The 26019-nt window shown below is 58.1% G+C and carries 20 protein-coding genes and 4 pseudogenes; 12 read left to right on the top strand and 12 right to left on the bottom strand.

The window, feature by feature from the left end:
- Window positions 1-813 precede the first annotated feature (813 nt).
- The 4 genes from LCM4577_RS20095 (at window position 814) to LCM4577_RS20080 (ending at window position 6522) form a co-directional block, all read left to right on the top strand.
- Window positions 814-1998, top strand: a complete 1185-nt coding sequence (locus LCM4577_RS20095) for an MFS transporter (RefSeq protein WP_157900482.1) — start codon at window positions 814-816, stop codon at window positions 1996-1998.
- A 120-nt stretch (window positions 1999-2118) separates the two neighbouring features.
- The gene (locus LCM4577_RS20090; protein WP_157900481.1) at window positions 2119-3282 is read left to right on the top strand and encodes a saccharopine dehydrogenase family protein; all 1164 of its coding nucleotides are present in this window, start codon (window positions 2119-2121) and stop codon (window positions 3280-3282) included.
- Window positions 3173-4525 carry a SidA/IucD/PvdA family monooxygenase gene (locus tag LCM4577_RS20085; protein WP_083354785.1) on the top strand — a complete coding sequence of 451 codons (1353 nt, stop codon included), beginning with the start codon at window positions 3173-3175 and terminating at the stop codon, window positions 4523-4525. Before LCM4577_RS20090 ends, LCM4577_RS20085 begins: the two co-directional genes overlap by 110 nt.
- Window positions 4522-6522, top strand: a complete 2001-nt coding sequence (locus tag LCM4577_RS20080) for a class I tRNA ligase family protein (protein WP_071073061.1) — start codon at window positions 4522-4524, stop codon at window positions 6520-6522. The genes LCM4577_RS20085 and LCM4577_RS20080 overlap by 4 nt, the downstream gene beginning before the upstream one ends.
- Before the next feature lie 188 nt (window positions 6523-6710).
- Here the strand turns inward: LCM4577_RS20080 and LCM4577_RS20075 are convergent, their stop codons facing one another.
- From LCM4577_RS20075 to LCM4577_RS20035, 9 genes and pseudogenes are all read right to left on the bottom strand, one after another.
- Complete coding sequence (locus tag LCM4577_RS20075) at window positions 6711-7478, bottom strand: sulfotransferase (protein WP_040971415.1); 768 nt, start codon at window positions 7476-7478, stop codon at window positions 6711-6713.
- Window positions 7479-7687: 209 nt separating this feature from the next.
- Window positions 7688-8476, bottom strand: a complete 789-nt coding sequence (locus tag LCM4577_RS20070; RefSeq protein ID WP_071073060.1) for an ABC transporter permease — start codon at window positions 8474-8476, stop codon at window positions 7688-7690.
- A 3-nt stretch (window positions 8477-8479) separates the two neighbouring features.
- Window positions 8480-9388: a nodulation factor ABC transporter ATP-binding protein NodI gene (nodI, locus tag LCM4577_RS20065; RefSeq protein ID WP_040971413.1), complete on the bottom strand. Its 909-nt coding sequence runs from the start codon at window positions 9386-9388 to the stop codon at window positions 8480-8482.
- Between the two features lie 10 nt (window positions 9389-9398).
- Window positions 9399-9749: pseudogene (locus LCM4577_RS20060) on the bottom strand (carbamoyltransferase C-terminal domain-containing protein); the annotation flags it as partial.
- A gap of 9 nt (window positions 9750-9758) precedes the next feature.
- Window positions 9759-9860 (bottom strand): annotated as a pseudogene (locus LCM4577_RS20055) (carbamoyltransferase N-terminal domain-containing protein); the annotation flags it as partial.
- Window positions 9861-9873: 13 nt separating this feature from the next.
- Window positions 9874-10500, bottom strand: a complete 627-nt coding sequence (nodS, locus tag LCM4577_RS20050) for a nodulation methyltransferase NodS (RefSeq protein WP_040971411.1) — start codon at window positions 10498-10500, stop codon at window positions 9874-9876.
- 25 nt (window positions 10501-10525) lie between these two features.
- On the bottom strand, window positions 10526-11842 hold the full coding sequence (gene nodC, locus LCM4577_RS20045) for a chitooligosaccharide synthase NodC (RefSeq protein WP_071073056.1): 1317 nt from the start codon (window positions 11840-11842) through the stop codon (window positions 10526-10528).
- Between the two features lie 16 nt (window positions 11843-11858).
- Entirely contained in the window at window positions 11859-12518 is a 660-nt protein-coding gene (nodB, locus tag LCM4577_RS20040) for a chitooligosaccharide deacetylase NodB (protein ID WP_071073054.1), read from the bottom strand.
- A complete protein-coding gene (locus LCM4577_RS20035) occupies window positions 12515-13105 on the bottom strand; it encodes a NodA family N-acyltransferase (RefSeq protein ID WP_040971484.1) in 591 nt (196 codons plus the stop codon). The genes nodB (LCM4577_RS20040) and LCM4577_RS20035 overlap by 4 nt, the downstream gene beginning before the upstream one ends.
- 821 nt (window positions 13106-13926) lie before the next feature.
- Between LCM4577_RS20035 and LCM4577_RS20030 the strand changes: the two are divergent.
- The 5 genes and pseudogenes from LCM4577_RS20030 to LCM4577_RS20010 all read left to right on the top strand — a co-directional run.
- Window positions 13927-14085 (top strand): annotated as a pseudogene (locus LCM4577_RS20030) (hypothetical protein); the annotation flags it as partial.
- 15 nt (window positions 14086-14100) lie between these two features.
- A complete protein-coding gene (nodB, locus tag LCM4577_RS20025; protein WP_040971409.1) occupies window positions 14101-14760 on the top strand; it encodes a chitooligosaccharide deacetylase NodB in 660 nt (219 codons plus the stop codon).
- A 698-nt stretch (window positions 14761-15458) separates the two neighbouring features.
- On the top strand, window positions 15459-16370 hold the full coding sequence (locus LCM4577_RS20020; RefSeq protein ID WP_040971483.1) for a LysR family transcriptional regulator: 912 nt from the start codon (window positions 15459-15461) through the stop codon (window positions 16368-16370).
- 709 nt (window positions 16371-17079) lie between these two features.
- A complete protein-coding gene (locus LCM4577_RS20015) occupies window positions 17080-17328 on the top strand; it encodes an acyl carrier protein (protein WP_040971408.1) in 249 nt (82 codons plus the stop codon).
- A 2-nt stretch (window positions 17329-17330) separates the two neighbouring features.
- Window positions 17331-18539: a beta-ketoacyl synthase gene (locus tag LCM4577_RS20010; protein WP_041008991.1), complete on the top strand. Its 1209-nt coding sequence runs from the start codon at window positions 17331-17333 to the stop codon at window positions 18537-18539.
- Between the two features lie 264 nt (window positions 18540-18803).
- On the opposite strand, the pseudogene LCM4577_RS20005 reads toward LCM4577_RS20010, so the two are convergent.
- The 3 genes and pseudogenes from LCM4577_RS20005 to LCM4577_RS19995 form a co-directional block, all read right to left on the bottom strand.
- A pseudogene (locus LCM4577_RS20005) lies at window positions 18804-19183 on the bottom strand (glycosyl transferase family 1); the annotation flags it as partial.
- Window positions 19168-19350 carry a hypothetical protein gene (locus tag LCM4577_RS20000; RefSeq protein ID WP_198541066.1) on the bottom strand — a complete coding sequence of 61 codons (183 nt, stop codon included), beginning with the start codon at window positions 19348-19350 and terminating at the stop codon, window positions 19168-19170. The gene LCM4577_RS20000 and the pseudogene LCM4577_RS20005, both read right to left, overlap by 16 nt.
- A gap of 107 nt (window positions 19351-19457) precedes the next feature.
- A complete protein-coding gene (locus LCM4577_RS19995; protein ID WP_040971405.1) occupies window positions 19458-20336 on the bottom strand; it encodes an AraC family transcriptional regulator in 879 nt (292 codons plus the stop codon).
- A 132-nt stretch (window positions 20337-20468) separates the two neighbouring features.
- On the opposite strand from LCM4577_RS19995, the gene LCM4577_RS19990 reads away from it, so the two are divergent.
- The 3 genes from LCM4577_RS19990 (at window position 20469) to LCM4577_RS19980 (ending at window position 25531) form a co-directional block, all read left to right on the top strand.
- A complete protein-coding gene (locus LCM4577_RS19990; RefSeq protein ID WP_041008996.1) occupies window positions 20469-21419 on the top strand; it encodes an aldo/keto reductase in 951 nt (316 codons plus the stop codon).
- 1033 nt (window positions 21420-22452) lie between these two features.
- Window positions 22453-24186 carry a type I secretion system permease/ATPase gene (locus tag LCM4577_RS19985; RefSeq protein WP_244508387.1) on the top strand — a complete coding sequence of 578 codons (1734 nt, stop codon included), beginning with the start codon at window positions 22453-22455 and terminating at the stop codon, window positions 24184-24186.
- Between the two features lie 31 nt (window positions 24187-24217).
- The gene (locus LCM4577_RS19980) at window positions 24218-25531 is read left to right on the top strand and encodes an HlyD family type I secretion periplasmic adaptor subunit (RefSeq protein ID WP_040971403.1); all 1314 of its coding nucleotides are present in this window, start codon (window positions 24218-24220) and stop codon (window positions 25529-25531) included.
- The last annotated feature ends 488 nt before the right edge of the window (window positions 25532-26019 follow it).

Here is a 26019-nt window from a genome sequence, read left to right as displayed (position 1 = left end):
CATGATCGCCTGCCCATAGGGCGAGGCTCTATTGGTTAAGGCACCGCCACGTCCGCGATGGGAGCCCCGGGCTAATATAAACCGGGTCGGCATGGACCCACTGCTACAGGTCCCCACCACCGATCCCAGATGCGGCAGCGCCCAGTCTCAGCGCCGTTGGCTTTTCGGTGGAGGCCCTCTTCGGGATCGGCCGTTGAGGCGCGCGTATCGTCCGACCGCATTTAGCCTCGAAGTTCGATCGCTGTTGCGCCCCACCGGGATAATGCGTGGTCGCAGGCGCGTTCCGCGCGGCAGCATCGGCATCGTGTCGTACCGCATCTCGCGGCGGCCTGTCTGAGCCCCTCCCCGTCTCTCAACTCCTTATGGTAGTTGTGACTCACCGAAGCCAGGCATAGCCGCCTCAAAGGCGGCGCCCGACATGTTCTGTCGGGTTTGTCGAGTTCACGATAGGGGCCTCTTTAGCCGATCTCTAGCTCTTCTCCAGGCTAATCGACTGAAAAGAAACCACAAAACTCCTTCTACGGCTCGATCGGTCAAACTGGCATGAATCTTGACCATCTCTTTTGTCAGGCGGGCAGCAGGCTGACTGTCGTGGTTCATGGCACGGGCAGCCAAGATGGAGGGTTGGAGCAAAGCGATACTTAGGGCTTGCGCACGCGTGCTCTTAGCACGGCAAGATATGCGTGCACGGAACGTCCGAATAGCCCTGCAATACAACATCGCTCTGGGCGACACAGCGCACAACTTCATGGATTCAGAATGAACCGCCACACTATTTCAACCGCCAGTACTCGCATTCTGTGGTATAGGCGTATGTTCATCGCTGAAAGATGCCTGATTTCCTTCGCGATGGGCATCTTTGCGCTGCTTCCAGTTTACCTGTTGTCGATTGGGCGAGACGAGATCTTCTTTGGCTCGATCTCGGCAGCAGGCATGGCGACCGCTATCCTAATAGTCTTGATCAGTCCTTCGCTCACCCGGCACTTTAGCGTGCGAAGGCTTGCACCTATCGGCGGCCTTCTCTATGCAGCGGGGTGCGCGACCATCCTCCTAAACGAGTTTTCGGGGGTGCGCGCGACCCTCCCCTACTTCCTGAGCTACATGCTGCAATCGGGTGGATGGGCGCTGCACTTCACCGTGGGCTCGATCTGCATTGCCGCCCTCTCAAGCGATGCAGACCGGTCATCGAGTTTCATGGCCTACTCTGCATTCTCAACCTTAGGGGTAACCTGCGGACCTCTGCTAAGCAGCCTGCTTGCCCGGTTCACCGGCTTGGGCACGCTGGACATGTTCATTCTGGCAATGCTTGCGGCGACGGCAGCTTCCGCATTGTCATCGTGGGCAGCGCAGCGTGCGGCGAACATCCGCGACGCCGATATTCCCAACCACGCCTCGCTTGCACGGGAGCTTTTCACTCTTCTCTTCAGCAATTCCGCAATGTTTTTTGTACTCGTACTGCTGTCGGCAAGCATTTACACCACGTTGATAAACCTCCAAGCTCCATTTGCGAACAATTCCGGTCTTCGGTATGAAATATTTTTTGGCTCTTGGGCGATAGCCGTAGTCGGCTCCAGGTTTGCAATTGGTCCGCGCGTGAGCCGCGGTGCGGCCGATCGGATCTTGCCGCTACTCCTGGGCGGGATGGTTATTTCGCTTCTCGGTTTCCACTACTCTCCGGGCCATCCTGTTATTTATGCGGTGGGATCGCTGGCGACCGGCATAACCTACGGGCTATCGTATCCCCTGATGCAGGCAGAAGCTGTCCGCGTGACTGCGCCGCAGTCCCGAACCTTGGTGCAGATCATCTTCAGTCTTTCCTATTTCCTTGGCTTGTATTTCTTCCCTTTCGCTGCCGGCATCGTCTCGGTTCACCTGGGGTACAATACACTGACGTTGTTAATTGCCGGCTTGGCCCTGCTGCAAACGGCTATTGCTCTTCTCGGCTATCGCACGACCCGGCGCAAGCCGGCTTCGACCGTGGCCGGCAACAAAGGCTAAACTACGATGTGCGGGACGTCCCACGTCGTCATCGGAGCCGGGCCAGTCGGCCGGGCGGTGGCCCTCCAACTTGCGGGCCAGCCGGACACGTTGGTTGTTCTGATTGACAGGAGCCATTCTGTGCTTGCTGCGGCGCAAGGGCTTCTGGGCGACCTCAAAAACGTCCGCTTCGAGGTGTCATTAGGTCCATGCGCTCTCTCAATTCAGGCACGATCGCTGATCATGGCGACGTCTTGGAATGACTGCCGAAATCTGGTCGGCAAACTCGCGCAACAAATGCACGAGGCAGGTCTACACACCCCTATTATTTGCGTCGGCAGGCCAGACCCCGAGGATCCTGACATCGCCCGGATGCCGCCTAACGGTCCGCCGGTAGTCTTGGGAGCGGGTCTCGAACCAGGATTGGTTGAATCGTTAATCTCACTGGCAGCAGCTGAACTAGACGGCTTAGAGAGCATCGTAACTCATTGCGGAGGGATTCCCAAAATTCCAGAACCTCCACTGAACTATGCTCTCGCCTTTGGACGTCGGCTGCCCATAGAGCAGAGGCCCGCGTTGGCTCGAGTCAATGGGCGAGCCGTAACACGAAGTCGATTTGAAAGCGTGTCTTCGCTGTTCGTGGAGGGTGTCGGACTTCTTGAGGCATACGATGACGCAATGGTTCCGTCGACTGCCGCAAGCACTCATCTCAGCATTCCGACCCTCCGACAATTGACTGTGCGATGGCCGGGCTTTGCGGATGGCGTTCGGATGTTGCATCGCCTCGGGCTGCTGTCCGACGAGGAGATTGAGATCGGGAGCACCCGCCTGCGGGTCAAGCACGTCACGGAAGCGCTTTTAACTCGCCGGAGCCCAAAGGAACATGGCGACCAGGTCATCCTTGATGTGGCCATTGAGGATCGCCATCGCAAACCTGGCCGCTGGACGTGCATCCTTCGCTCCGCACTTCAGGAACGAGGCTTCTCAAGCATGGCTATCGCGACCGCGGTTCCAGTGGCCGCAGCCGTGGAATGCGTCACGCGCAAACAGTTGCGGGGCGCCATACACCCCGGTGAAGCCACTCTCGCCGAAGTCGCCTCGATGGCCCTCGGAAAAATGAGGGGAAGCCGGATGGCTGTCTTAGCCGAGCGCGCAACTGGGCTGTTGGAAACAACCATGATTTTTGGAGCCGGTCATGCAAAAGCGGAAAACACTGCTCGTGGGCAGCGGACCAGCAAACCTTGCACTGCTGACGTGCCTGAAAGAATGGGGTTCCTCGGTTCTGGATTCGCTGGAAGTCCTTGAGCGCCGCGGCAGCGCAGAATGGCACCCAGGCATTGCTTTCGAGGATTCAAGGCTCCAAGTCTCCTTGTTCAAGGACCTGGCGTTCATGAGGAATCCGGCAAGCCCATTCACTTTTTTATCGTTCTTGCACGACAGAGAGCTTCTCTACCACTTTATTCATACGAACGAACTATATCCTTCAAGGAAGCTGTTCTCCGACTATCTGGTCTGGGTAAGCGGGTTTTTTACGAATGAGATTTGTTTCGGCAAGGAGGCGGTGGAAGTCAGGTTCGGCGAGAAGCCATCGGGAACCCCAACGCTTGTGGTCACTGTCCGGGATGTGTCGAGCGGGGACGTTTCGGAAACCGAAGCTGACGACTTGGTCGTAAGCCTTGGGCATGAACCATACCTTCCCGAAGAACTGGCCGTGGATCCCGGCCGCGTGGTGCATTCAAACTTCTTCCTGTCCCCTGCGAACGAGGGAAAGATCAACGCGAACGCTCGCGTTGCAGTCGTCGGGTCCGGGCAAAGCGCCGGCGAGATAGTCAGATTCCTGCTTCAGGATCGGGAAGTATCGGAAGTTATCGTCGTTGGCCGGCGCCACCTCTTTGAACAGACGGATGACAACCCGTTTGTAAATGACTTCTACACCTATCCACACTCGCTAAAGCTCGCGAAGCTGCCACCCGAAGATCGCAATAGGTTTCTTACCGACACGAGGAACACGAACTTCTCCACCGTCACCAAAGACGTCCTAAAAAGCATCTACGATCTTCGCTTCGAAGACCAAGTGTGTGGACGCGATCGGCTCAGACTGTTTCCGTATACGGAAATCACGGCGGCGGAGCGTGTTGAGGATAGCTTTCGTCTTCACCTTCGCGGAATCGGAAGCAGCCAAGACCTGACAACGCTTGAAATCGACCTTCTGGTTTGCGCGACGGGCTTTTCGAACCGTCGCCATTTATCCTTCCTCCAAACGCTGCAACCAGTCATCGAAGACGCCGCTCTCGTTATCGACGAGTCGTTTGAAGTGGATCTCGGTCAGACGGCATTGCGCCGCTCCGGTCCGCGACCTCGCGTTTTCCTCATGAACCACTCTTTTGGCCTTCGGGGCCCAACGGAGCACACGCTCGGCGGTCTGGCCGAGCGCGCAGCGGTCGTGGCGAAGGCGTTGCAGAATGGCGCGTGCTTTCAACCCCCTGCGGACCGCCCAGATATGTTGCCAGCTGAATGCCCCCCGAAAATCGAGAGTGGAACGAAATGATCTATCCAAAAATAATAGATCTCAAAAATGACGCACGTGCGGTCGCTGTCTCGATTGATGGCGGCATCGTCAGGCATGATCCCTTCCCAGAAGGGGGTAACGTTTCGGTACGGCTGTTGAAGTTCAGTTCGGGCGCAACCACTTGCCGTCACAACCACGGGGAAGTCGAATTTTGGACAGTGATCTCTGGCGGCGTTCGAATTCACCTGGATGAAGAGGCCTTCCTGCTGCTTGGCGGAGAGAGCATTAGGGTCGACCCGCTGCGCAGGCATAGAATTGAGGCGTTGGACAGCGGTGCAGTCATGCAGACGATGTGGTGGCACAGCCGCGCAGCGTTCGAAGAGGCGATTTCCACGAAGGAAGCGACGGCAAAAGACAGACCGTTGTTGCTGGTTCCCGCCATGCTTACCCCGAATGGGCACATGCACATAGGTCATGCCTCAGGACCGTTCCTCCACGCGGATGTGTTGCGCCGAATTGCTGAGACCGGCGACCGAGAGGTCTTCGTGCTGCAGGGCACGCACGGTCATCTTGAGCACATTGCAATTGCGGCCGACGCTGCAGGACTGGAATACTACCAGCTCGCGGAGAAAAATAGAGCTTCTTTCCAGGAGGCTCTGGATCGGCTCAACGCAGTCCCGGATATCTTCCTTAAGACAGAGCCAGACCGCCGCGGCAAGGCGGTCGTTCTCGAGGTCTTCAAGCGACTTTGTAGCAAGGGCCTGATCGCTGAAAGAGAGCATTTGGTCCCATATGACGTGGAAAGCGGGCGGTTCAGGGTTGACGCCTTTGTCCACGGCAAATGTCCCTATTGCGGCGGCTATGCTTCCGGCCATGAATGCGAGGATTGCGGCGCGCTGGTCCTCGATGCCGAACTTCAGGATCCGGTTGATCTCGAGGGGCGTTCCCTGGAACGTCGCCCGCTGAAGCGCCTTTTCCTGAACCTCGCTCCAATGCATGACGCCCTCGAATCCTTCGCCTCGCGGTCCTTCCTGCCCATTTACGCCAAGCACTATATCGAATCCTGGCTGAGGCGGGGGCTTCCGGAAGTCTGCATCTCTAATCCAACCCGAGAGGGAATCCGGCTTCCAATCCCAGGATTTGAGTGTCAGCGGTTCAACATCACCATCGAACACGTGCCTCGGCACTTGCTTGCCTTAGAAATGATAAGGGAAAAGAGCGGATGCCCTGCCTTGTGGTACCAAATTCCGCGGGACGAGATGCCGGAGCTGAACATTCTTTTCGGCGCGGACAACGCCTTCGGACGTTTGTTGGTCATTCCCGGCGTACTTTCGGCGCTTGATCTGCACGAGATGCTCCCTCGACGGATTTTCGTAAATCAGATGCTCACTCTCGATGGGAAGAAGTTCTCAACATCACGAAATCACGCAATCTGGGTGAACGATATCATTGCAAAAGGATCCGGCGAGCCGCTTCGCTTCTACTTGTGTCGCAGGCGCCCGGACGGTTGTGTTGAGGACTTCTCCCTGAGTTCTTACGAAAGCTGGAAACGGAATTTCTGGGACGAACGGCTGTTAAGATCGACCGCGAAGGCTAACCAGGTCATCGAGCGGGTCGCAACCGACGAGCTCCCTTGTCCTGGCCAGTGGTCAGCCACCGACATTGCGTTCCTGGCGGAGTGCAGACGCTTCAACGCGGAAGTGCGAGCGCGTTTCGAAGCGGATTACCCGGACGTGCGTCAGCTGACGCGTGCAATCGAGGCGTTCGTCGATGCAATCGGCCGCTATTCATGTTCAGTGCTGCACGTTCCAGCTGCAGCGAAGGAAAACGAGGCGCTTAACCGGACCGCGGCCCGCGCAGTGACCTTCGCACTTGTCGGACTCTGTGTCGCGGCCTACCCAATCATACCTGATTTCGCCGTCAGCATCGCAGGCAGTCTTGGGCTGGGGGTTCCCAAGCTCAGCTGGTTAGACCGCGACTGGATGGCCGAGCCAGTGCGTATGCCTGAAAGCACTGGCGCCAGAGGCGGTGAATAGCCGGCAAAATGATTTCGGACTTACATGGAGCCGCACATCGAAGAGCGGGCGCCGGGGAAGGCGCGCCAGGAAACGTCGGCGATACGTCTGACGTGGACGCCGATGCCGGTCCGGTCATAGCTCCATCCGTTCCCCAGCATAGGTGGCCTTCGGTGTTCGCGCGAGTTTCTTATCTGTCGATAAAACTGTCAGTCGATCGCCACTGTCCTTCCCCTCTCGCCGACGTCAAAGAATCTCGCGTAAGGCCCGTGCGAGAAGTGGCGGCGCAACTCATGAAAATTCTCGATCGTTTGCTCTAGCGGTCGCTTTTCCTGGCGCTGAAGCGTCGCCGTACTGGAAAATCGCAGCGCCGGAACGCCTAGGAAGTCCCAAATCGCTGCCAAGCATGTGGCAGGTTCGCGCAGAAGGCGCTCGTACTCGATTTCAAGCATATTGCTCTTCGTGAAGGATCGCGCGACCCGAGCGTGAAAATCGTCGGCAGCCTTGAAGTATGCCTCGCAGTCGGCGGTCGATAATCTAACTTGCGGCGGCGGAGCATCATTGTCCGACCTGAACTTCAGCCATTGACGCGTTTGTCTCGCCTGTGCCAGTGACCGCAGCGATTCCAAGGTATTTTCGCGGACCACCAGGATGACTCTGAGGCCCGGCCAGCGTGTCAGCTCTGCAAAAAAACCCGGGCGATCATGAAATTGAGGTTCGTTGACCTTGCAGCCCACATGCGTCGCCTTCTTGTCGCTCTGCGCGGGACAGCACGAGTAGGCAAGCTCAAGCAGCTCTCGATCGCTGCGAAGCAGACGATGCTTATCAGGCCAAGTCGTGGCATATGGATTGAGCAGTTCACCGTTGCTCAACACACTCGGATGCGCATTCAGCAATTCTTCCAGGTAATGCGTGCCAGTTCTTGGCATCGCCAGGATTACGAATGGCGCAGGCGGCGGTATGTGGCTATCAGTCATTGCGTGTGTTCCTAACCAGCATTAGTCGCGGCAGTTCGGGTGGCGCTTCGGACGAGATGCCTGATTGCTACCTTCGAGACTGCCTCGCTCAAGGATGTTTCGCAACCGGTCGCACTAGCTCGAACTCAAGCAAACCGTACAATCGGAGGGATAGCACCACGGTCTGCGCTGGGGGCGAGTGCCCAAGCCTCGGCACCGACGCAGCAGCGTCAGCGCATCAGGCGCCGACGCAACAGCGCCGCCGACAAGAAGAACGGCAAAACCGCGTAGATGCAAAGTGTCGTAACATGCAGGCCGAGGCTTTCAGCCGGGCGGCTAAGCATGACTGACCGGATCAGGTCGACCGAGTGAGCCAGAGGCAAGAGGGACGATACCTGCTGAAATGCGCCTGGCATTTGGCCGACCGGAAAGACGGCCCCGGACAGGAACAGCATAGGCGTGAGAACAAGCGTCTGGTAAAATACGAGAAAGTCGTAGTTGGGCGCAAGCGCCGCGACGATCATGGCTAGACTTGCGAAAGCAAGCCCGGTTAGGGCGATGACGGGCAGCGCGTAGAGAAGGGATGGCCACGAGGCATAGCCGAGCGTGGCGGCAACTAGCGTAATCGCCGTACCGGCCAGAAGAGACTTGGTGCCGGCCCAGGCTAGTTCACCAAGTACGATATCACCGAGCGTGAGCTGAGTGCACAGCATCGCTTCCCAGGTGCGTTCGCCTCCCATGCGAGCAAAGGTCGAGTAGATCGTTTCGTAGGTCGCCGAGGTCATCGCGCTTACCGCGGCCATGCCAGCCGCCAGAAAAGCTACGTACGAAGTGCCTTCAACACGACCTATCATTATCCCGAGGCCAAAGCCGAGAGCGAACAACGAAATCATGGGCTCAGCGAGGTTCCCGAGAACCGCCGCAAGGGCAATTTTCTTCCAAGCCAAATAGTTGYGGCGCCACACTGCAACCCAATTCCAGGCGTTGGCCGGCATAACGGCCATATAACCTTCGGTCATTGTTCAGTCCTTCATCTCGCGCCCGGTCAGCCGCAAGAAGACATCCTCGAGATTCGGCGGACGCTGCAAAAGGCGCAGACCAGCAACCCCACGCAGCTGCGTGAGCACCTGCTCGGGATCGGGCGCATAGCAAAAGAGAGTTTCGCCGCTCAGCTCGATGCGTTGCGCATACGGCTTGACCAGCGATCTCAGTTCATGTGGATTGCCGCCATAGACTTCGACCACTTGGCAGCCGATCTGCTCGTCGATCAACGCGTGTGGTCGCCCTTCGGCGATCTTGCGCCCCTGCTCGAGCACACACAGCCGGTCGCACAACCGCTCGGCCTCCTCCATGAAGTGAGTGGTCAAAAGTATCGTTTTGCCCCGCGCCAACAAGGAACGCAGGCGTTCCCAGATCAGGTGGCGCGCCTGTGGATCGAGGCCAGTGGTCGGCTCGTCCATTACCAAGAGTTGCGGATCATTGATCAACGCTCGGGCTAGCGTCAGGCGTCGCTTCATGCCGCCAGACAGTTCGGCGACGCGCGCATCCGCCTTGTTCTCGAGGCGGGCGAACTCGAGCAGCGATGGGCTGACCGCTTCTACCTCGCGTTTGCTCATGCCAAAGTATCGCCCGAACACCAGCAAGTTTTCACGTACCGTGAACCTATGATCAAGGTTGTCGAACTGCGGGACCACGCCGATGCGTCCGCGTGCCAAACGGGCACGTGCCGGCACTGGCACGCCAAACACCGTGATCTCGCCTGCGTCAGGCGTTGCCATACCGAGGAGCAGCCGTGTAATCGTGCTTTTGCCCGCGCCGTTCGGCCCCAACAGCCCCAAGCACTCTCCCGGTGCAACGGTGAATGACATGCCGTCGACAACGACCCTTTTGCCATATGATTTCGTCACGCCGACAAAGTCGATTGCCACCATGGTCGCGCACTCAAACCAGCGTAATGGCGCCGTCGACCGGCGATAGTTCAGTTTCGCTAATTTTGCTGTGTTCAATTCGTCCCCGGCGGCAGGCTGCGGGGGCACCCGGAAAGGACCCGCGTCCATGGTGGTTGGCACTCCTATTGCAAAGCAACGGAATGCCCGTGAGTTTTTCATATTCGATGAGTAGCTCGGCCACTGTGTGCTCAGAGGCTTTGGAAATGGTCTGCAGTCGCGCGGAACCGTCGAGATGCACGACAGCGGGGACTTTGTCGCGCCATTCCGCCCGTATCTGATGGTCGAACAACATGTAAGGATCCGGCGTTCCGGGACAAAATATTTCCGGCGCGCGGTCCTCAAGATATCGTCGGTTGCTGTCCCGCTTCTCCTGTTCAATGCAAAAGACGAGTTGTCCGTCCTCGACAAGGGCGACGGGCCGGTCATGCGTCAGCTTGATACCACCAATGCGCATAATGCTTCCTCGTCTAACGCAGGCAATTCGACAGATCGGGAGGCCGAACCGGACTCCGAAAACGGGCGAGCAAGCAGTCTTGGTTGGGGGTGTCACCCTGGCACTGCAGGTGGTCGACAGCGATCAACGTCTCGTTCAGCATTGCCATGACAGTCTCGGCACCAGCGGCGTGACCCCAGCGCCGGCAAGTGGCATCACTCGCCGATCCGAATACCAGGTGCCCCCCTGGCGCAAGCATCCGTGCAAGGTTGCCGATGGCAGCGCGCATCTCGGCTACGCCGTTTAGGTAATAGAGAACCTCCGCCACGACGATCAGATCGAACGGTTCGTCAGTCGAGAACTGTTGAACATCGGAGACTACCCAGGTGATGTGCGGTAGGTCCTTCATCCGTCTGCGCGTTCGATCAATCGCGCGCGGCACGACATCGATTACTGTAAGCCGTTGGCAATGGGGCGCTAGCCTTTCCGTGAACGCGCCTCCCGCACACCCGACTTCAAGTGCATTTGTGATGGATCCATGCAAAAGCGACAGCCGCAGCATTTGCGTGTGACGCTCCCGCTCGAACGGATTGGCATCGAGCAGCCACGGATCGTCTGCGGCCAATTCCCGATCCAACAATCGATGATTATTGTCCAGCATTCAAAATTCTTCCACCTCGATAGCGTCACTCGTCGGAAGTCACCAGCACCGAACGGTGCACCGCATCTCCCGACAATTTTGTAGTGCTTGATTCTGTAGTCAGGTTTTGGACGGCAGCCTGTTTCCCATCCTTAACTGCCACGGTGGCAGCGAAGCTGCGCGACAGCCAATCGCTGTTGCTCAGCGTACACAACGCGTAGGCTTTCAGAGGGAGCAAGAGAAAGACGTTGATGACTGTGTGGACAGAGAAGCCTATAAATCGAAGTTGGCGAGCACGAAGCGCCACCACGCTGCAGCGAACGATGCTCATGAATACAATCATCAGGATTGTCCACCATGGCACGGTGCCCGTCTGTACGAACCGCGCGAGGCCTGTTAGCACCGATAGGGCGAGTAATAGCGGCCCGAGATTCTGTCCCACCACGTCCAATGTTAGAAAGCGGTTGAGGCCCGGTAGCAGATTCAGTGCAAGCCAGGTGTCCCGGAAAGTGCTGCGTGCCCACCGGAGTTGTTGGCGCAGATAAGCCCCCAGACTATCTGGAACGACTGTTGCCGCGATGGCGTCCGGGACGTACTCAGTTCGAAGGCCTGCTTTCAGCATTAGGATCGTAAGATGGCGGTCTTCACCGAAGTCGCTTGGCTTTCCCCGAAATGTTTGGGTCTCGTACTGATCCAGCAGCAAAAGGAGTGCGGATCGACGGTACATGGCACACGGACCGCAGCAGCACATTACGGCGCCGAAGCGAGCCTGCGCTGCGCGTTCCTCGTTGCAAGCCAGCCAGTACTCCATGTCGATCAACCGGGTCAGCCAGGTGTCGCCCCGGTTGCTGGCTGTCAATTGACCCATGGCTGCGCCGATCCCTGGATCCTGCATCTTCAGCGCAAGCTTTGTGACGACATCGGACGCTAGCATCGTGTCCGAGTCGACGTTGAGCACCAAATCTCCAGATGATCGGCGTATCGCTGCGATCTGTGCCTTGCGCTTTCCGGCATTTCTGGGGAGCAGAATGAAGATGAAGTTCGGGTGGCCCGAGAAGCTCTGGTGAACGGGACGAACGGCGTCCCGATTCCCAGAACCGTCATCAACAACATAGACTCGCAGTTTTCCGGCGTAGTCCTGGTTTGCAACCGACGTGAGGCACTCGAAGAGTGTGCGCGGGTCCTCGTTGTAGCAAGGAATGATGACGTCCACGCTCGGCCAAAGATGCGGACTGGCTAAGTTGTCCGAGAACGATGAAACGTTTGCCGGCCGGGCATAAGCGGCCTGCATGCTCTTATATGTGGTCGAGAGCAGCGCATAACATGAGATGGTGACAGTGCTGACTGTGCCAAGAAGGTCCATGAGGTCTTCGGTTCGTTTAGTGTTGTTGGGAAAGCGAGCGCATTGCAAAGCCGCGGTCGTGCAAAGCTGGAATTATGCGCGAGAGGGCCAGGATGGTTTGGCTTCGCAACCCGGCGTCACTGCCCGGCTTCATCTCGCTAGGAGGGCAGCCGTCGTGCAAGAGCACGATTGCGCCAGGCCGGACGGAGGCCAGCACTGCATCGACGATTGCATCGACACCGGGACTGAACCAGTCTCGCGGATCCGCCGACCAGTGAACAGCCGACAGCCCAATGCTGGCCGCAGAGGCGATCACTTGTTCGGTCCAGATGCCATAAGGAGCGCGCATGTACCGCACCGAGGCTCGAGGGCAGGCCGCTTTGATGGCTCTGTTCGCATCGAAGATCTCACGCTGCACTACGCCGGGTTCGCACTCGGACAGATCAGGGTGAGTCATCGTATGGTTAGCTACCTCGTGCCCTTCCGTGATCATTCGTTGGATTAGTGCCGGCTGGTCTGCCGCGTACGCGCCAATGACGAAGAAAGTCGCCGACACACGGTGTTGCGCCAGCACGTCGAGCACCTTCGGTGTGCAAGACGGATGAGGGCCGTCATCAAACGTCAAATAAACGCTAGGTTGCCCGGCACCGTTTGCGCACTCGCTGTACACTTTGGACAAAGAGTCGAGGTGGCTCAAAGCTCTGCTCCGTTCCGATCAATCATCTCGCCGGCGGGCCAATCGGAGATCGGACGTCCAACTGGCACGACAACGACGAGTGCGTCGTCTATGCGCGTGGGCGGTTTGTCGAGAAGCGCGAAGTGAAGGGTGGAGCGCACGCGAATGCCCGACTTGACGACCAGCAGACCGCCTCGTCCCAATCTTGCGACGTGTTTATGCAACGCTGGCCGAACCGTGCCAAAGCCGAAGGGAACCCCGAGTTCCCGCAACACGGGAAGCAGAACGCGGAATGAACTGCTGAGTCCGAGCCCCTCGAGATCCCGACGAATCCCGTACAATCCGAGTTCAGCCACTAGCAGATCAGCCCCATCGATTCTGATGAATCGGCGCAGCAAGCCTATGTGTGCCGCAATACCGCTCGAGTCATACGCGATCGCACGGAACTCAGGTCTAGCTCCGGCCCAACTTCGGCTGCCTTCGAACGGCTTGGCATTAAAGGCGCCGGTCGGTCCGTAGGTCCTTCGAAAGAATTCGGCGAGCTCGACATGGTCGGAAAGCTCCAACTCGTTTTCCCAGCACAGCTTCCACCGCACCTGAGAGCGCATACAAAGACTCCTTTTCTGATACTTCCCGAGGGCACGCATCACGCGTTCGAGGCCGCGTGATCTGGTGCGAGTTCAGACGCGGCCGTCGGTGATCGCGACACTAGCCAATTGAACTGGCAGAACCTCGTACGACGGAGTTCCAGCGCTGATGGGCTCCCTCAAACTTGCCGTCCTTCCTGAGCCATACCCTTCATTTCGAGCTTCTAATGCAGCACCGCCGTCGATCGGTAAAATCGATTGTTTGGATCGCTAATATTCGTTCGGTGGATGTCAGGGCTATGCCTTCCAAGGGTCCTGGCCGCTCATGATCGCTGGCCGAAGTTGGTGCTGTGCGCCGTCAGGTTCCCCGCAGCCAATAGGACTGCGCGCGAAGAGCAGATTTGATCGAGACCGCGTTGAACCGGCGGTGGAAATCGACACGCTCAGCCCCGCACCGAGGGCATAGCCACGATGCCGATGGTGCGTTGTGCTCGCGAATCCATGCCTTGCCCGCTGAAAATGCGACAGGCGGCTTCGAGTGCCGGGGCCCGCAGGAGCGCCCGTTGTGGTCCGAGGTTTACTGGACCCCAGGGGGATATGAATCCACAGCGCGGATGGGATTTATCCAATCAATCAATTTGACTGATCTGATTGAAAACTGCATTCATGGTCAGACTTCAACGCAAATTGAGCGAGGTACAAACGGGGGCCGGGAAAAACGGCTCAGAACGAGTTCTTGTCCAATCACCTCAACAACTAACATGCACCACGTGGCTTTGCCGTTTCACTAAGTTTGGCGCCGTCGACCCGCTGGTGACCGAATTATAGTCGCACCTCAGCAGGTGCGTTTGGAACAAGCTGGCGCCTCAATTCGACGTCGGGTCAACCCTTCAAAACGCGCTGCCCGATTTGCCCCAAAGCGCACGGAAAACGCAGCTGTCGCTGACACACCGGTTGAATGTTCAACGTCCGATTGGCCGGCCGGAGCGACAATCGACCGGAACGGACCAGAGCCAATGAAACATTCCGACTGGTTGTGGGATGTGCGCAGTGAGTGCGACGCCTGCATCGGCCACCGCAGTATATATTTGACTTTTGACGACGGTCCTCACCCGCTTTGTACACCGCAGATCTTGAATCTGCTCGCCGAACATCGGGTCCCGGCCACGTTCTTCGTCATTGGCACCTATGCCTTGGGCCAGCCGGAGCTAATTCAAAGAATGGTCGCGGAAGGGCACGAGGTAGGCAACCACACGATGACTCATCCGGACCTGTCTAGATGCGGGTTCGACGAAGTGCAGCGTGAAATATTTGACGCTAATGCGGCTATTATGATGGCTTGCCCGCAAGCATCAGTTCGGCACTTGCGCGCGCCATACGGGAGCTGGACCGAAGAGGTCTTTGCCGCGTCCGCCATCGCTGAACTGGCAGCTATCAAATGGTCGGTTGATCCGCGCGACTGGTCTTGCCCCGGGGTGGACACGATCGTCGATGCGGTGCTGGAATCGGCGAAGCCCGGCGCAATCGTCCGCTTGCACGACGGGTTTCCTCCCGACGAGTTGGTAGCCGTATCTGGTGCAGGTCTGCGCGATCAGACCGTCACGGCGGTATCCCGTCTAATCCCAGCTCTACTTGAGCGCGGATTCCAAATCCGCTCGCTTCCTCATTTTGATTGAAACGCACCGCCGGCCAACTCCGCGCTTTGGCCGCTGCTATCTACGAGGGCACTCGTGCCGGTTGTCCGCGCAGCGATAATTTTCGTCAATTACCTTAGTCGGGGTTCGCGCCGCCTACTGGCGGTGTGCCCATTGCCGTTGACTAGCGCCCAATGGTGGCTGACCCTGTCGGAACCAGGCGCCTTCTGTGCGGGAGGGAGGTTTGTCGAGGCGCCATACGGAAAGGGGGAGCGCAGGCGAGTGCCCGCGAGAACGGTCGCCGGAAACTGGCGAGTGAACCTCGCAACGCGTGCAAAACCCCACCGAAATTAACGATCGCTGCCGCCACGACACCAGATACTTCACCTCTTCAGCCCGTCTGAGCCCAAGCAGGTCGCCTCGGCGGTGCGTAGTCTGTCAACGACGACCAATCGCGGCTCCAAAGAGGCCATGGCGCACAACATGGCGTCGTTCGTCATTTTCGCCCTCAAAATCTGGTCGAGAACCCGCCCCGAATCCATCAAGCGCCGACGAAAAGTCACCGGATGCCGCAGGACTCTTGCAGCACATCTCCGGAGCTAATGAGCTTCCCCGGCTGCTTCACTTTGCCTCCCCGATTTGATTTGCATATAAAGGCACTTTTCACATATGGCGTCTCGTGACATTGGTGAAATCTATTGCTTGGATGACATGCATCCATGCGCCAGATTGGAATTGGAATGCGGTTTAAGGGCCTTGATCTGAATCTCCTCGTCGCGCTCGACGCTTTGATGGCCGAGCGTAACCTCACAGCGGCTGCTCGCAGTATCCACCTTAGCCAACCAGCCATGAGCGCGGCTGTCGCCCGGCTGCGCGGCTATTTTGGTGATGAGCTTTTTACAATGAGAGGCCGTGAACTCATCCCGACACCCCGAGCCGAGGCCCTCGCCTCGCCGGTCCGCGAGGCGCTGCTGCATGTACAGCTCTCGATTATTTCCTGGGAGGAATTTAACCCGCAGAAATCCGATCGCTGTTTTAGGGTCATGCTTTCCGATTACATGACGATCATTTTCTTTCAGAGGGTCATTGACCGTGTTGCACGAGAAGCCCCTTTCGTCAGCTTCGAACTCCTGCCTCTCGTTGACGATCTGGAAGAACTTTTCCGGCGCGGCGACGCCGATTTTGTGATACTGCCTGAATTGTTTCTGTTAAACGGGCACCCAAAAGCGAGGCTTTTCGACGATACACTCGCCTGTGTGGGCTGTCGGACAAACAAGGAACTGTCGGGAAAGTTCACGTTCGAGAAATATATGTCGATGGGGCACGTAATGGCCAGATTTGGGCGTTCGCAAAAGCCGTCCATTGATGAGTGGTTTTTGATCGAGCATGGCCTCAAGAGGCGGGCCGAGGTGGTCGTGCAAGGATTCAGCATGATCCCTTTGATGCTACCGGGCACCAGTCGCATTGGGACGATGCCCTTGAGGCTGGTTGAGCATTTCGCAAAAACGCTACCGCTGCGCGTCGTCGAACTTCCGCTCTCGTTGCCGGTGTTCACTCTGGCGTTGCAGTGGCCTGCGCTTCAGAATGGCGATCCGGCAAGCATCTGGATGCGGAAGATTTTGTTGGAGGAGGCGTCTCGACTGGCGACATAGCCGAAGGCTGCGGTATGATTTGCACAACTTTCGATCTGCTCAGCGTTTCGGCGGTGTGCTTTGTCGCGAGTGGCCGCCTGTCATCTCCGCCAGGAGGCGCAACTGGACACTTGCCGGTTCCCTGCCCGGCGCGGGCCGCAGATCAATACGAGCCAGCCGTTTCGCTGGGGTAAGAGCCTTCCCGCTAAGTGGAGCCATCCCTGCGCCGTTGGTGCCTGTCGGGCCAGCGACGGAGCAGTATCGGGGACCGTCGGCTCGCCTGCCGGCGCGGCATGGCCGGAATCGAGAGCAAGCTGGTCGGTCACTGCGCATTCGGGTGGATCACGACGTCGACAAGGCTACGCTGACCGGTGAAAAGGCGGCTCAAGCGAGAGCGGAATCTGACTGCGTGTACCCTGATCGACTAGCGATACTATTTCCGGCGTCCTGAAATTCCAGCACTCACTGTACAGGAAAACGGATTTGTGAACGACGCCCTTCGAAATGCGTATTCCGGTGATGCTGGACGGCTATTCCAACCTGACGCCGGTCGCAAACAAATCGTTCGGAGTCCGCCTCGGGCCCCTATGCGCCCCCCCATCCATTTCTTGAATGCTTCTTATCCAAAATATCAATTTCCCTAATAGCGCCGAATTTTGCATCACAACAATGCTGATCTCTTTCGCGTCACCGAGATTCATGTCARCCGCCAGACGGGAGCTTAAAAGGCATGACTGACCAGCTTACGAATGAAATCCTGGCGGAGATCCTCGAGCACGCTGAACTGGATGCGAATCCGATCACTCTTGAGACAAAGCTGACTGATTTGGGCATCCATTCGCTGGAAATGGCGGACATCCTGTTTGATCTTGGGAAGAAACACGGGATCCAGATCGAATCGGACACCACTGACGCCTGGAGCAATTTGCAGAATGTGGGCAGCGTGGTCGAGGCCGTCCGTGCGCTTGATGAGCACTGACGATGAACAAGCGCGTTGTTATCACCGGCATAGGCGGGATTTGTGGGCTCGGCAGCTGTGCTGCCGATATTTGGGCCGCCATGTGCGAGGGCCGTTCAGCAATCGGCGTGTTGAGCAGTCCCTCCCTGCACGACATCACCGCGCGCACGGGATGCGCGATCCGCAATCTTCCTCAGCATGAGATCGACCGTAAGCAAATTCTTTCGATGGATCGGTTCAGCGTGCTTGCTGTGCTTGCCGCTCGCGAAGCAGTCCAGCAAGCAGGGCTGACCGCGTCTGACACAAACCGTTATCGCCTTGGTGCGACGGTCGGCGTGGGCGTCTGCGGATGGGAGGCGATTGAGCAAGATTACCGGGCTATGCTGCTCCACGGCAGAAAGAGGACCGGGGCCTTCACCGCGCCCAAGGTCATGCCGGGCGCTGCTGCTGGACATGTCAGCATGGATCTTGGACTGCGCGGTCCCGTCTACGGCGTCACTTCGGCTTGTTCCTCCTCTAACCATGCCATTGCCTCCGCCGTCGACCAGATCAGGTGTGGCCGCGCTGATGTGATGGTGGCAGGTGGCGCCGATGCGCCATTGATTTGGGGAGTAGTGAAATCGTGGGAGGCTATGCGAGTGCTATCGCCTGACACTTGCCGGCCTTTTTCCGCGAATAGGCAGGGCGCTGTTCTCGGCGAAGGCGCAGGCATGATAGTCTTGGAAAGTTACGACCATGCCCGAGCCAGAGGCGCTGAAATATTGGCGGAATTGGCCGGTGCGGGCCTTTCGGCCGACGCTTTCGACATCGCCGCACAGACCATCGAGGGTCCCGAGGCTGCGATCCGCGCTTGTCTAGCCGATGCGGGTCTGGTCCCGGAGGACGTCGATTACCTGAACGCTCACGGCACCGGCACCAGGCCAAATGATCAGATCGAGACCGCAGCAATCAAACGAGCGTTTGGCGACCACGCCTATCGAATGTCGGTATCCTCGACCAAATCAATGCATGCCCACTGCCTCGGGGCCTCGGGTGCACTAGAGCTGATCGCCTGCGTGATGGCAATTCGGCATGGCATCGTACCGCCTACCGCCAACTATGAGCAACCAGATCCAGATTGCGATCTAGACGTTACCCCCAATGTGGCGCGTGAGCGGAAAGTCAAAGTGACGCTTTCCAATAGTTTTGCGTTCGCGGGCACCAATGCGGTGCTGGCCATCAAGGCGGCGTGATTGTTTCGCTCCATGACGATATTGGTTGGGGGCAGTCGTGAAGTGGGTCGTCGTCCCTGCCCTGATCGTGGAGCAAAACTCGCGGCAGCGATCAAGAAATAGCCCTGGCGAGCAGATCCGGGAGAAGTGCTTCGCGCCTCCTGGATTGCGAATGGGCTTATTAGCTCAGGCAGCTCGGTCGGGTGTCCGTATGGATGCCCGGCCGATTTCTTGCGCGGCATCGATAAACGAGCGTAGCCATTTTGCTGCGGTTCTCGCGCGCCTCACAAATTTGCCGGTCGTCGGCGTGCTGTAGAACGCCGGGGTGGTCATGGGTGGAATCAATGTGGATTCGATGCCAAACTTCGTCCGGTAAGCGCGGGCGGTGAAATTGGAGTTGGCAATGTAGAGCGCGGATCGCAATTCGCGCAGATCTCCGGCCAACTCGCGGAATTCGACGTTCCGCAGATGGACGACCAATGTTACGTCAAGAGCCTAGTTCTTTGCCGATTGGCACGGGGTTGTGACACGGGACTGCGACATCTTGCAACCGTTTGACCGCTAAGCCCACTGCCTCCCAAGGAAACCATGCCCGCACCACCGGATAGCCCCGGAAACGTGTCGATCACAGCGCGTTGGCGGAGCGGCTTCATCTTGGCGCGCGCTCAGCGATCGCGCGGGCTTCGGCCGGATCGAATCCACAGCGTGTGTCGCGATGTCGATCCAGCACGTCGACGGCGGCGATATTTCGCATCGAGGAAAGGACCTTGCTGATTGCGACTGCGAGCCGATATTGCGTTCCGCGTTCGCGCGCGGCCAGGATCTGGATCATCTGGGCGCCCATCATGCGCTACATGAGGAGAAGGCAAAGCAACTGCACAACTCGCCGTGAGCTTTTCCGCTCGCCCCACAAGGGTTCCTGCTTGTGCTCGGCCGGATCTATGGCGCTGGAGCAACGATGCTTTGCCTCCCGGCATCCTGCCGGGGTGGGGAGCCGAAGAGCCGCTTGTACTCGCGGCTGAACTGCGAGACGCTTTCGTAGCCGACCGCGTAGGCCACCGTCGCGGCTTCCGTGCGCGTCGTTATCAGGCGTCGACGTGCGTCATGCAGGCGGATTTGCTTCTGGTACTGCAGCGGGCTCAATCCAGTAATGGCCTTGAAGCGGCGATGGAAAACCGACACGCTCATGCCGGCTACGGTCGCCATGGCCTCTATGCTCAGATGCTGCGCGTAGTGCTCGCGAATCCATGCCATTGCCCGTCGGATATGCGACAGGCGGCTGCCGGTGCCGGCCAGCTGTCGGAGCAGCGCCCCCTGTGGTCCCATGAGGAGGCGGAACATGAGCTCGTGCTCCCTGTGACGCGCCATGACCGCAATTTCGCTTGGTCGGTCCAGAAGTTCCGCAAAGCGTCGCCAGGCCTCGATGAGTGCCGGCCCTGCCGGGCTATATCCGAACCCTTTGTCCATCGGCGGTTCCGGCATGCCGCCCATCTCCAGAAGCAGCGTCGAGATCACCTCCGGATCGATATAGAGGTTAAGGGCAACATAAGGCTGGTCGGATGAAGCCTCGCTAATCTGCCCCATGGCAGCCAGTTCGGCCGCCACCACCATGCAGTAGCCGGCGCCGTACTCCAGCACCTGGTCGCCGATGAAGACCTGCTTGGACCCTTGCAGCACGAAGCAGACCACCGGGTCGTAGACCAACCAGCCGGGCTCCGAGGGCCGGTCGAAGGTGCTTACGCTGACCCGCGGCATTTTCGACTGCGGCCTGCCGGCATGGCGCAGGGCAATGGCTTTGAGTTGGGCGAGATCTGTCATGAGACCATCTGCTCGGGTTCACCTGGAAACGTCAAGCGATCGGCAGGATTAGGCAATGGACCGGCAGGATCGGGCATCGCTCGGTCGCGTGTGAGAAGCGACACTGGGACATAGCAGGAAAGGACATTCACGATGCAGCAGCGCAAGCTTGGCCGCCACGGCCTCATAGTCGGTGCCATTGGTTACGGTGCCATGGGCACCGCCATCGGCTACGGCCCCAGCGACGACAAGGAATCGATCGCGGCCATCCGGCGCGCTCATGAACTGGGCGTCACCCACTTCGACACTGCCCGCATGTATGGCTGGGGTGAAGGCGAGAAGCTGCTCGGCATTGCCCTGCGGCCGATCCGCAACCAGGTGACGATCGCCACCAAGTTCGGCCTGACCGAAAGCTATGCTCCCGACTCTCGGCCGGAGACCATCCGCCAGGTCGTGGACTCTAGCCTCAGGAATCTGGGCGTCGAGACCATCGATCTGCTTTACCAGCACATCCCCGACCCCAATATCCCGATCGAAGACGTCGTGGGCGTGATGCAGGAGTTCGTCCAGGCGGGCAAGGTGAGGTATCTCGGCCTCTCCAACTCGGACGAGGACACCATCCGTCGTGCCAGCGCTGTCGCGCCCATCTCGGTGCAGCAATACCAGTACTCCATCTTCGCCAGGGATGTGGAGCCGCTGCTGCCGGTCCTTGAAGAATTGGGCATTGGCCTGGTTGCATATTCACCGCTGGCGCGTGGGTTCCTCACCGGCCAGGTAAGATCGCGCGATCACTACGCCGCCGACGACTTCCGGCAGAATCTCGGATGGTGGGCGCCAGGGAATTTCGGCAAGAACATGGAGATCGCGGAGGAGCTCACCTCACTCGCTACGGCCAAAGGCATCAGCCTCTCTCAGCTTGCCTTGGCCTGGCTGCTAGCGCGAAAGGACTACATCGTCCCGATCCCAGGGGCTCGCAACCCGCAACGTGTGGCGGAGAACATTTCGGCTGCCGAACTCATACTGACGGATACTGATCTCAAGCGGATTGACGAGATCGCGCCGAGCGGGGGCGTCGGCGGACGCATCTGGGAGGATCAAGGGTAAGCTTAGCCATCCGACAGAAGGGGCCCGGACAACCCGATTTGGCCCAAAGCGCACGCATACGCTGCTGTCACCGATTGAAATGTTCAATGGCTGATTGGCCCGCCAGCGTGACGGTTAGGGAAGTTGCGCGGGCCGCAGATCATACGAATCAGCTGTCTCGCTGGCGTAGAGCTTTCCCGCTGAGAGGTGCCAGCCGTGCTGCCGTTGGTGCCTGTAAGGCCAGCGTCGGAGCAGATTGGGAAACGCCTGCCGGCACGGCACGGCATGGCATGAATCGAGATCGCGCTGGTTGGCCGCAGTTGCATCCGGGTCGACCCCTTGAAGCACTGCGACTCGTTTCCAGTCAGCCTGCGGGGCAGCGGGGCGTAGAGCCAATCCAGCTTCGAGGGTGTGATGTGGCGCGCTACCCAAGACATCCAAGGAGTGAATGCATGATATCCAATCAATCGATTTTACAAATTCGAGCAGCGACACAAGAGTGCTATGAAACCAATCGCGAGGAGCATATGCGGTGGCAAAGCCTATCGAAGCTAGGCCCGCAGCCAATACCCCGTACGGCAGTAGCGGTGACGAATTAATCTTAGATTTGTCCAAGGTAATGYTCGGATCGACAACCGTGCTGGCTCAAACTCCATCTCGGCCGGCCGGGGCGTCGACCGAGCCTTCGGCGGGGCGGATAACGACAAAGTCTTCGGCGTAGAGGGCTTAATTATCTTTTCGGCAATAAACCTCGCATGGAGGATGACGACTGAGCGCTGTTAACAGTGTGGCAGACATCGAGGCGTTGCATCTGACTGGGTCCTACTTCACTTTCGTCTCCTCCAAGACGCCAGGACTAAGCATTCCCGCGCTGAGCATCCGCCGTATGTCAGGAGTTAGTGCCGTGACGTAGGCCGGTTCTACGTGCCTATAAAATGGCAGATCCGAGCCCCGACGGTGCTAATGAACGAAGGCCTTTCTTAGGGGTCTCTTCTTGAAAATCTCAGCGAGCAAAGAGCAGTCGCCCTCGAGGCCTTTCGCCCTAACGGCCACCATTTGGGCAATTTTCTCAATCAGTGGCGTGATCAACTTGCTTGCGCTGACTTCGCCACTGTTCATGCTGCAGGTGTATGACCGCGTTCTGGCGAGCGGCAGCGTACCGACGTTGCTGGGTCTCGTCGTGCTTACTGCGGGACTTTATGCATTCCAATCCCTGCTCGACATTCTGCGCGCACGCGTACTGCTGCGAATCGGCGAGCGTTTCGACGGGGAGTTTTCCGGACGCGTTCATGAGGCAATTGTTCGCTTGCCCCTCTTAACAAACAAACCGGGCGATGGCCTGCAGCCGCTTCGCGACCTCGACAACGTTCGCGGGTTTCTAGCCGGAAACGGCCCCGCGGCGTTCTTCGATCTGCCATGGATGCCGCTTTATCTCAGCATTTGCTTCCTTTTTCACTTCTGGATCGGTATGACGGCGCTTGTCGGGGCGGTCCTCCTGGTTTCCCTAACGGCTCTAACTAACGCATGCTCCCGGCGGGCCACACGTGATGCAGTCAACCACAACATGGTCCGCAACGGCCTACTGGAAGCAGCGCGCCGCAATGCCGAGGTCATAGAGGCTCTGGGCCTTGGAAGCCGGATCGCTGCCCGATGGCATAAGGTGAATGCCAAATATCTTGCTGCCAATCGTAAGGCCGGAGATGTGGCAGCTGGGCTCGGCGGGATTTCAAAGTCGCTACGCATGATGCTGCAATCGGCGATCCTCGCCGTTGCCGCCTACCTCGTCATCGCACGTGAAGCTACCGCTGGGGTGATGATTGCCAGCTCCATTATGATGGGCCGGGCCTTGGCTCCAGTCGATTTGGCGATTTCAAGCTGGAAAACTCTGCTTCTGGCGCACCAGAGTTGGGCACGGTTGAAGGACCTCATGGCCAAGATGCCTCATACCGCTTCGGTCATGCCATTGCCCGCTCCTCAACGCGAACTGCGCGTCGAAGGCGTGATGATCGTCCCACCCGGCGAGAAGAAGCCCACCGTAGCAGGCGTTGCGTTTGCGGTTCGAGCGGGAAGCGCACTCGGGGTTATCGGCCCATCGGGTTCTGGCAAGTCAACTCTCGCGCGCGCCATCATCGGCGCCTGGGGGCCCTCCTCCGGAAAAGTTTGCATCGACGGCGCGAGCCTCGATCAATGGAACCGAGAAGCATTGGGCCGCCATCTCGGTTATTTGCCTCAGGGCGTTGAATTGTTTGACGGAACCATCGGCGAAAACATCTGTCGTTTTGATGACAATCCTGATTCTGAGGCTATCGTGGCTGCGGCAAAGGCAGCGGGTGCACACGAACTGATCCTCAGATTTGAACATGGCTATGAAACTCAGATCGGTGAAGCTGGCTCGGCACTTTCCGCCGGGCAGCGTCAGCGTATCGGTCTTGCCCGAGCTCTTTATCGCGATCCCTTCCTAGTCGTGTTTGATGAACCCAATGCCAATCTTGATGCGGAAGGCGAGATCGCCGTGGTCGAGGCGATCAATTCCGTTCGTGTGCGCAACGGCATTGCCGTTGTCGTCGCACATCGCCCCAGCGCCATCGCCGCCGTCGATTGCATATTGTTGCTCGAAGGTGGGCGCCAAAGAGCCTTCGGTCCGCGCGATGAAGTGCTTTCCACTGTCTTGCAGAGAAGAGCAGCGACGCCGCCACGAAGTGAATCCAAGGATGTGTCTGCGACCGATGTCGGGAAGGCATCTGCTCGGGGGATTGCGTCTGCATCCAGGGGCGCTGTGTCCACATAAAGACCTAGGCTGCCCCGATTCGAGGATTGCGATGTCTGAAATTGACACGAAAGCCGACGCTTCCCGTTCTATTCGCCGAAACTTACTGACAGCACTTTTTTTGAGCATCACCGTTCTCGGAGGAGCGGGAGCCTGGGCTTCAGTGACGAATCTGTCTGGTGCGGTCGTCGCGTCCGGACACTTTGTCGTCGATTCATACATAAAAAAAGTGCAGCACCCGACCGGTGGGGTGGTGAAAGAAATCCTCGTGCGTGAGGGCAATAGAGTCAAGACAGGCGACGTTGTCATGCGACTTGATGCCACTCAGCCACGCGCCAATCTAGCGATCATCATTAAGCGACTCGATGAGTTGGCATCCCGGCTAGCACGGCTCGAAGCCGAGCGTGACGATCTGGCAGAGATCGTCTTGCCGGAATGGCTGCTCAAGCGTCGAGATATTTCGTCGGCGGCCTCCGCAATACTCGGTGAGCGGAAGTTATTCGAATTTCGCAGGCAATCCCGCGAAGGAGAAAAGTCGCAGCTGGCCGAGCGGATCGCGCAATATAAGCATGAGATCGAGGGCCTCAAAGCGCAGCAGATTGCATTTGAGAAAGGTATCGACATTCTCGGACATGAAATTGCTGTTTTGAGTAGGCTGCGCGAACAAGGCATTGTCTCGGACCAACGCATAAATAGCCTCAAGTCGCAGGCTGCCACCTTAAGCGGTCAACGCGGTGAAATGATCGCGAACCAGGCACAGACGGCGGGCCGTATTGCCGAAACTCGTCTGCAAATCCTGCAGATTGATCAAGATCTCAAGACGGAAGCCGGCAAGGAACTCATACAAGTCCAGGCCCAAGTGGAGGAATTCCTAGAACGCAAGGTAGCTGCTGAGGATGAGCTTCGGCGAACCGATATCGTCGCGCCGCACTCAGGGATCATCCAACAGCTTGCTGCCCATACGGTTGGTGGTGTGATCAGACCCGCCGATCCGATCATGCTGATTGTGCCTGATGGCGACGATCTTCTTCTAGAAGTACAGATCTCTCCGAAAGACATCGACCAGATACGCCTTGGTCAACGAGCCGTGTTGCGGATGTCGGCCTTCAACTTGAGAACCACACCGGAGTTGAACGGATATGTAAGCTGGATAGCGGCCGATCTGACGACGAATGAAAAAAACGGCACTTCTTACTATCTGGTGCGCCTGTCAGTTCCGCGTTTTGAACTGACGAAGATCAAGGATCTGACATTGATCCCAGGCATGCCGGCCGAAGCGATGATCCAGGCGGGCCAGCGGACAGCGCTTTCCTATTTTCTCAAGCCCCTGTCTGATCAGATCAATCACGCATTCCGCGAAGAATAGAGTTCTGCTTTTGAGGAGGTGAAGTAGGCTGGGCACTCGCTCGGTGCAAGCTTGCGATCACTTGACCTGCCACTGAGTTGTCATCCAGTGGCGATTAGAGCCTCGACCGTTTCTGTTACGTCATGTGGCGTGGGTTGAGCAACCGGCTAAGACGCGGAGCACCAAATAGCGCAGCGTCGGAGCCGGTTGCGGTGATGGCTACATCCGAAGCAACAAATGCTTCGCTATACTCTCGCATGGCTCGCCATCCATACGTGCGGTGCGGGGCGGCCACCGATCTTCGCCTCGGAACACGACGTCTAGCACTGATCTGCTTTGATGGTAGCCACTGAGACTCAACGCCTCGCGTCAGATCGCTCTCTGCTTCTGAAGGAAGCCATTAGCTCGGCTCGAGCCTGATCGGAGGCTTGGCTGATGGGCAGCGCGACTCCTGTACCAGCCCTATGACCGAGCCGGTGTTGGAGTGCCTGCCGATCGATGACGAGGTT

This window comes from Mesorhizobium sp. LCM 4577 (assembly GCF_001854795.2).
GTDB classification, from domain to species: Bacteria; Pseudomonadota; Alphaproteobacteria; order Rhizobiales; family Rhizobiaceae; genus Mesorhizobium; species Mesorhizobium plurifarium.
This window is presented reverse-complemented; position numbering and strand designations above follow the sequence as displayed.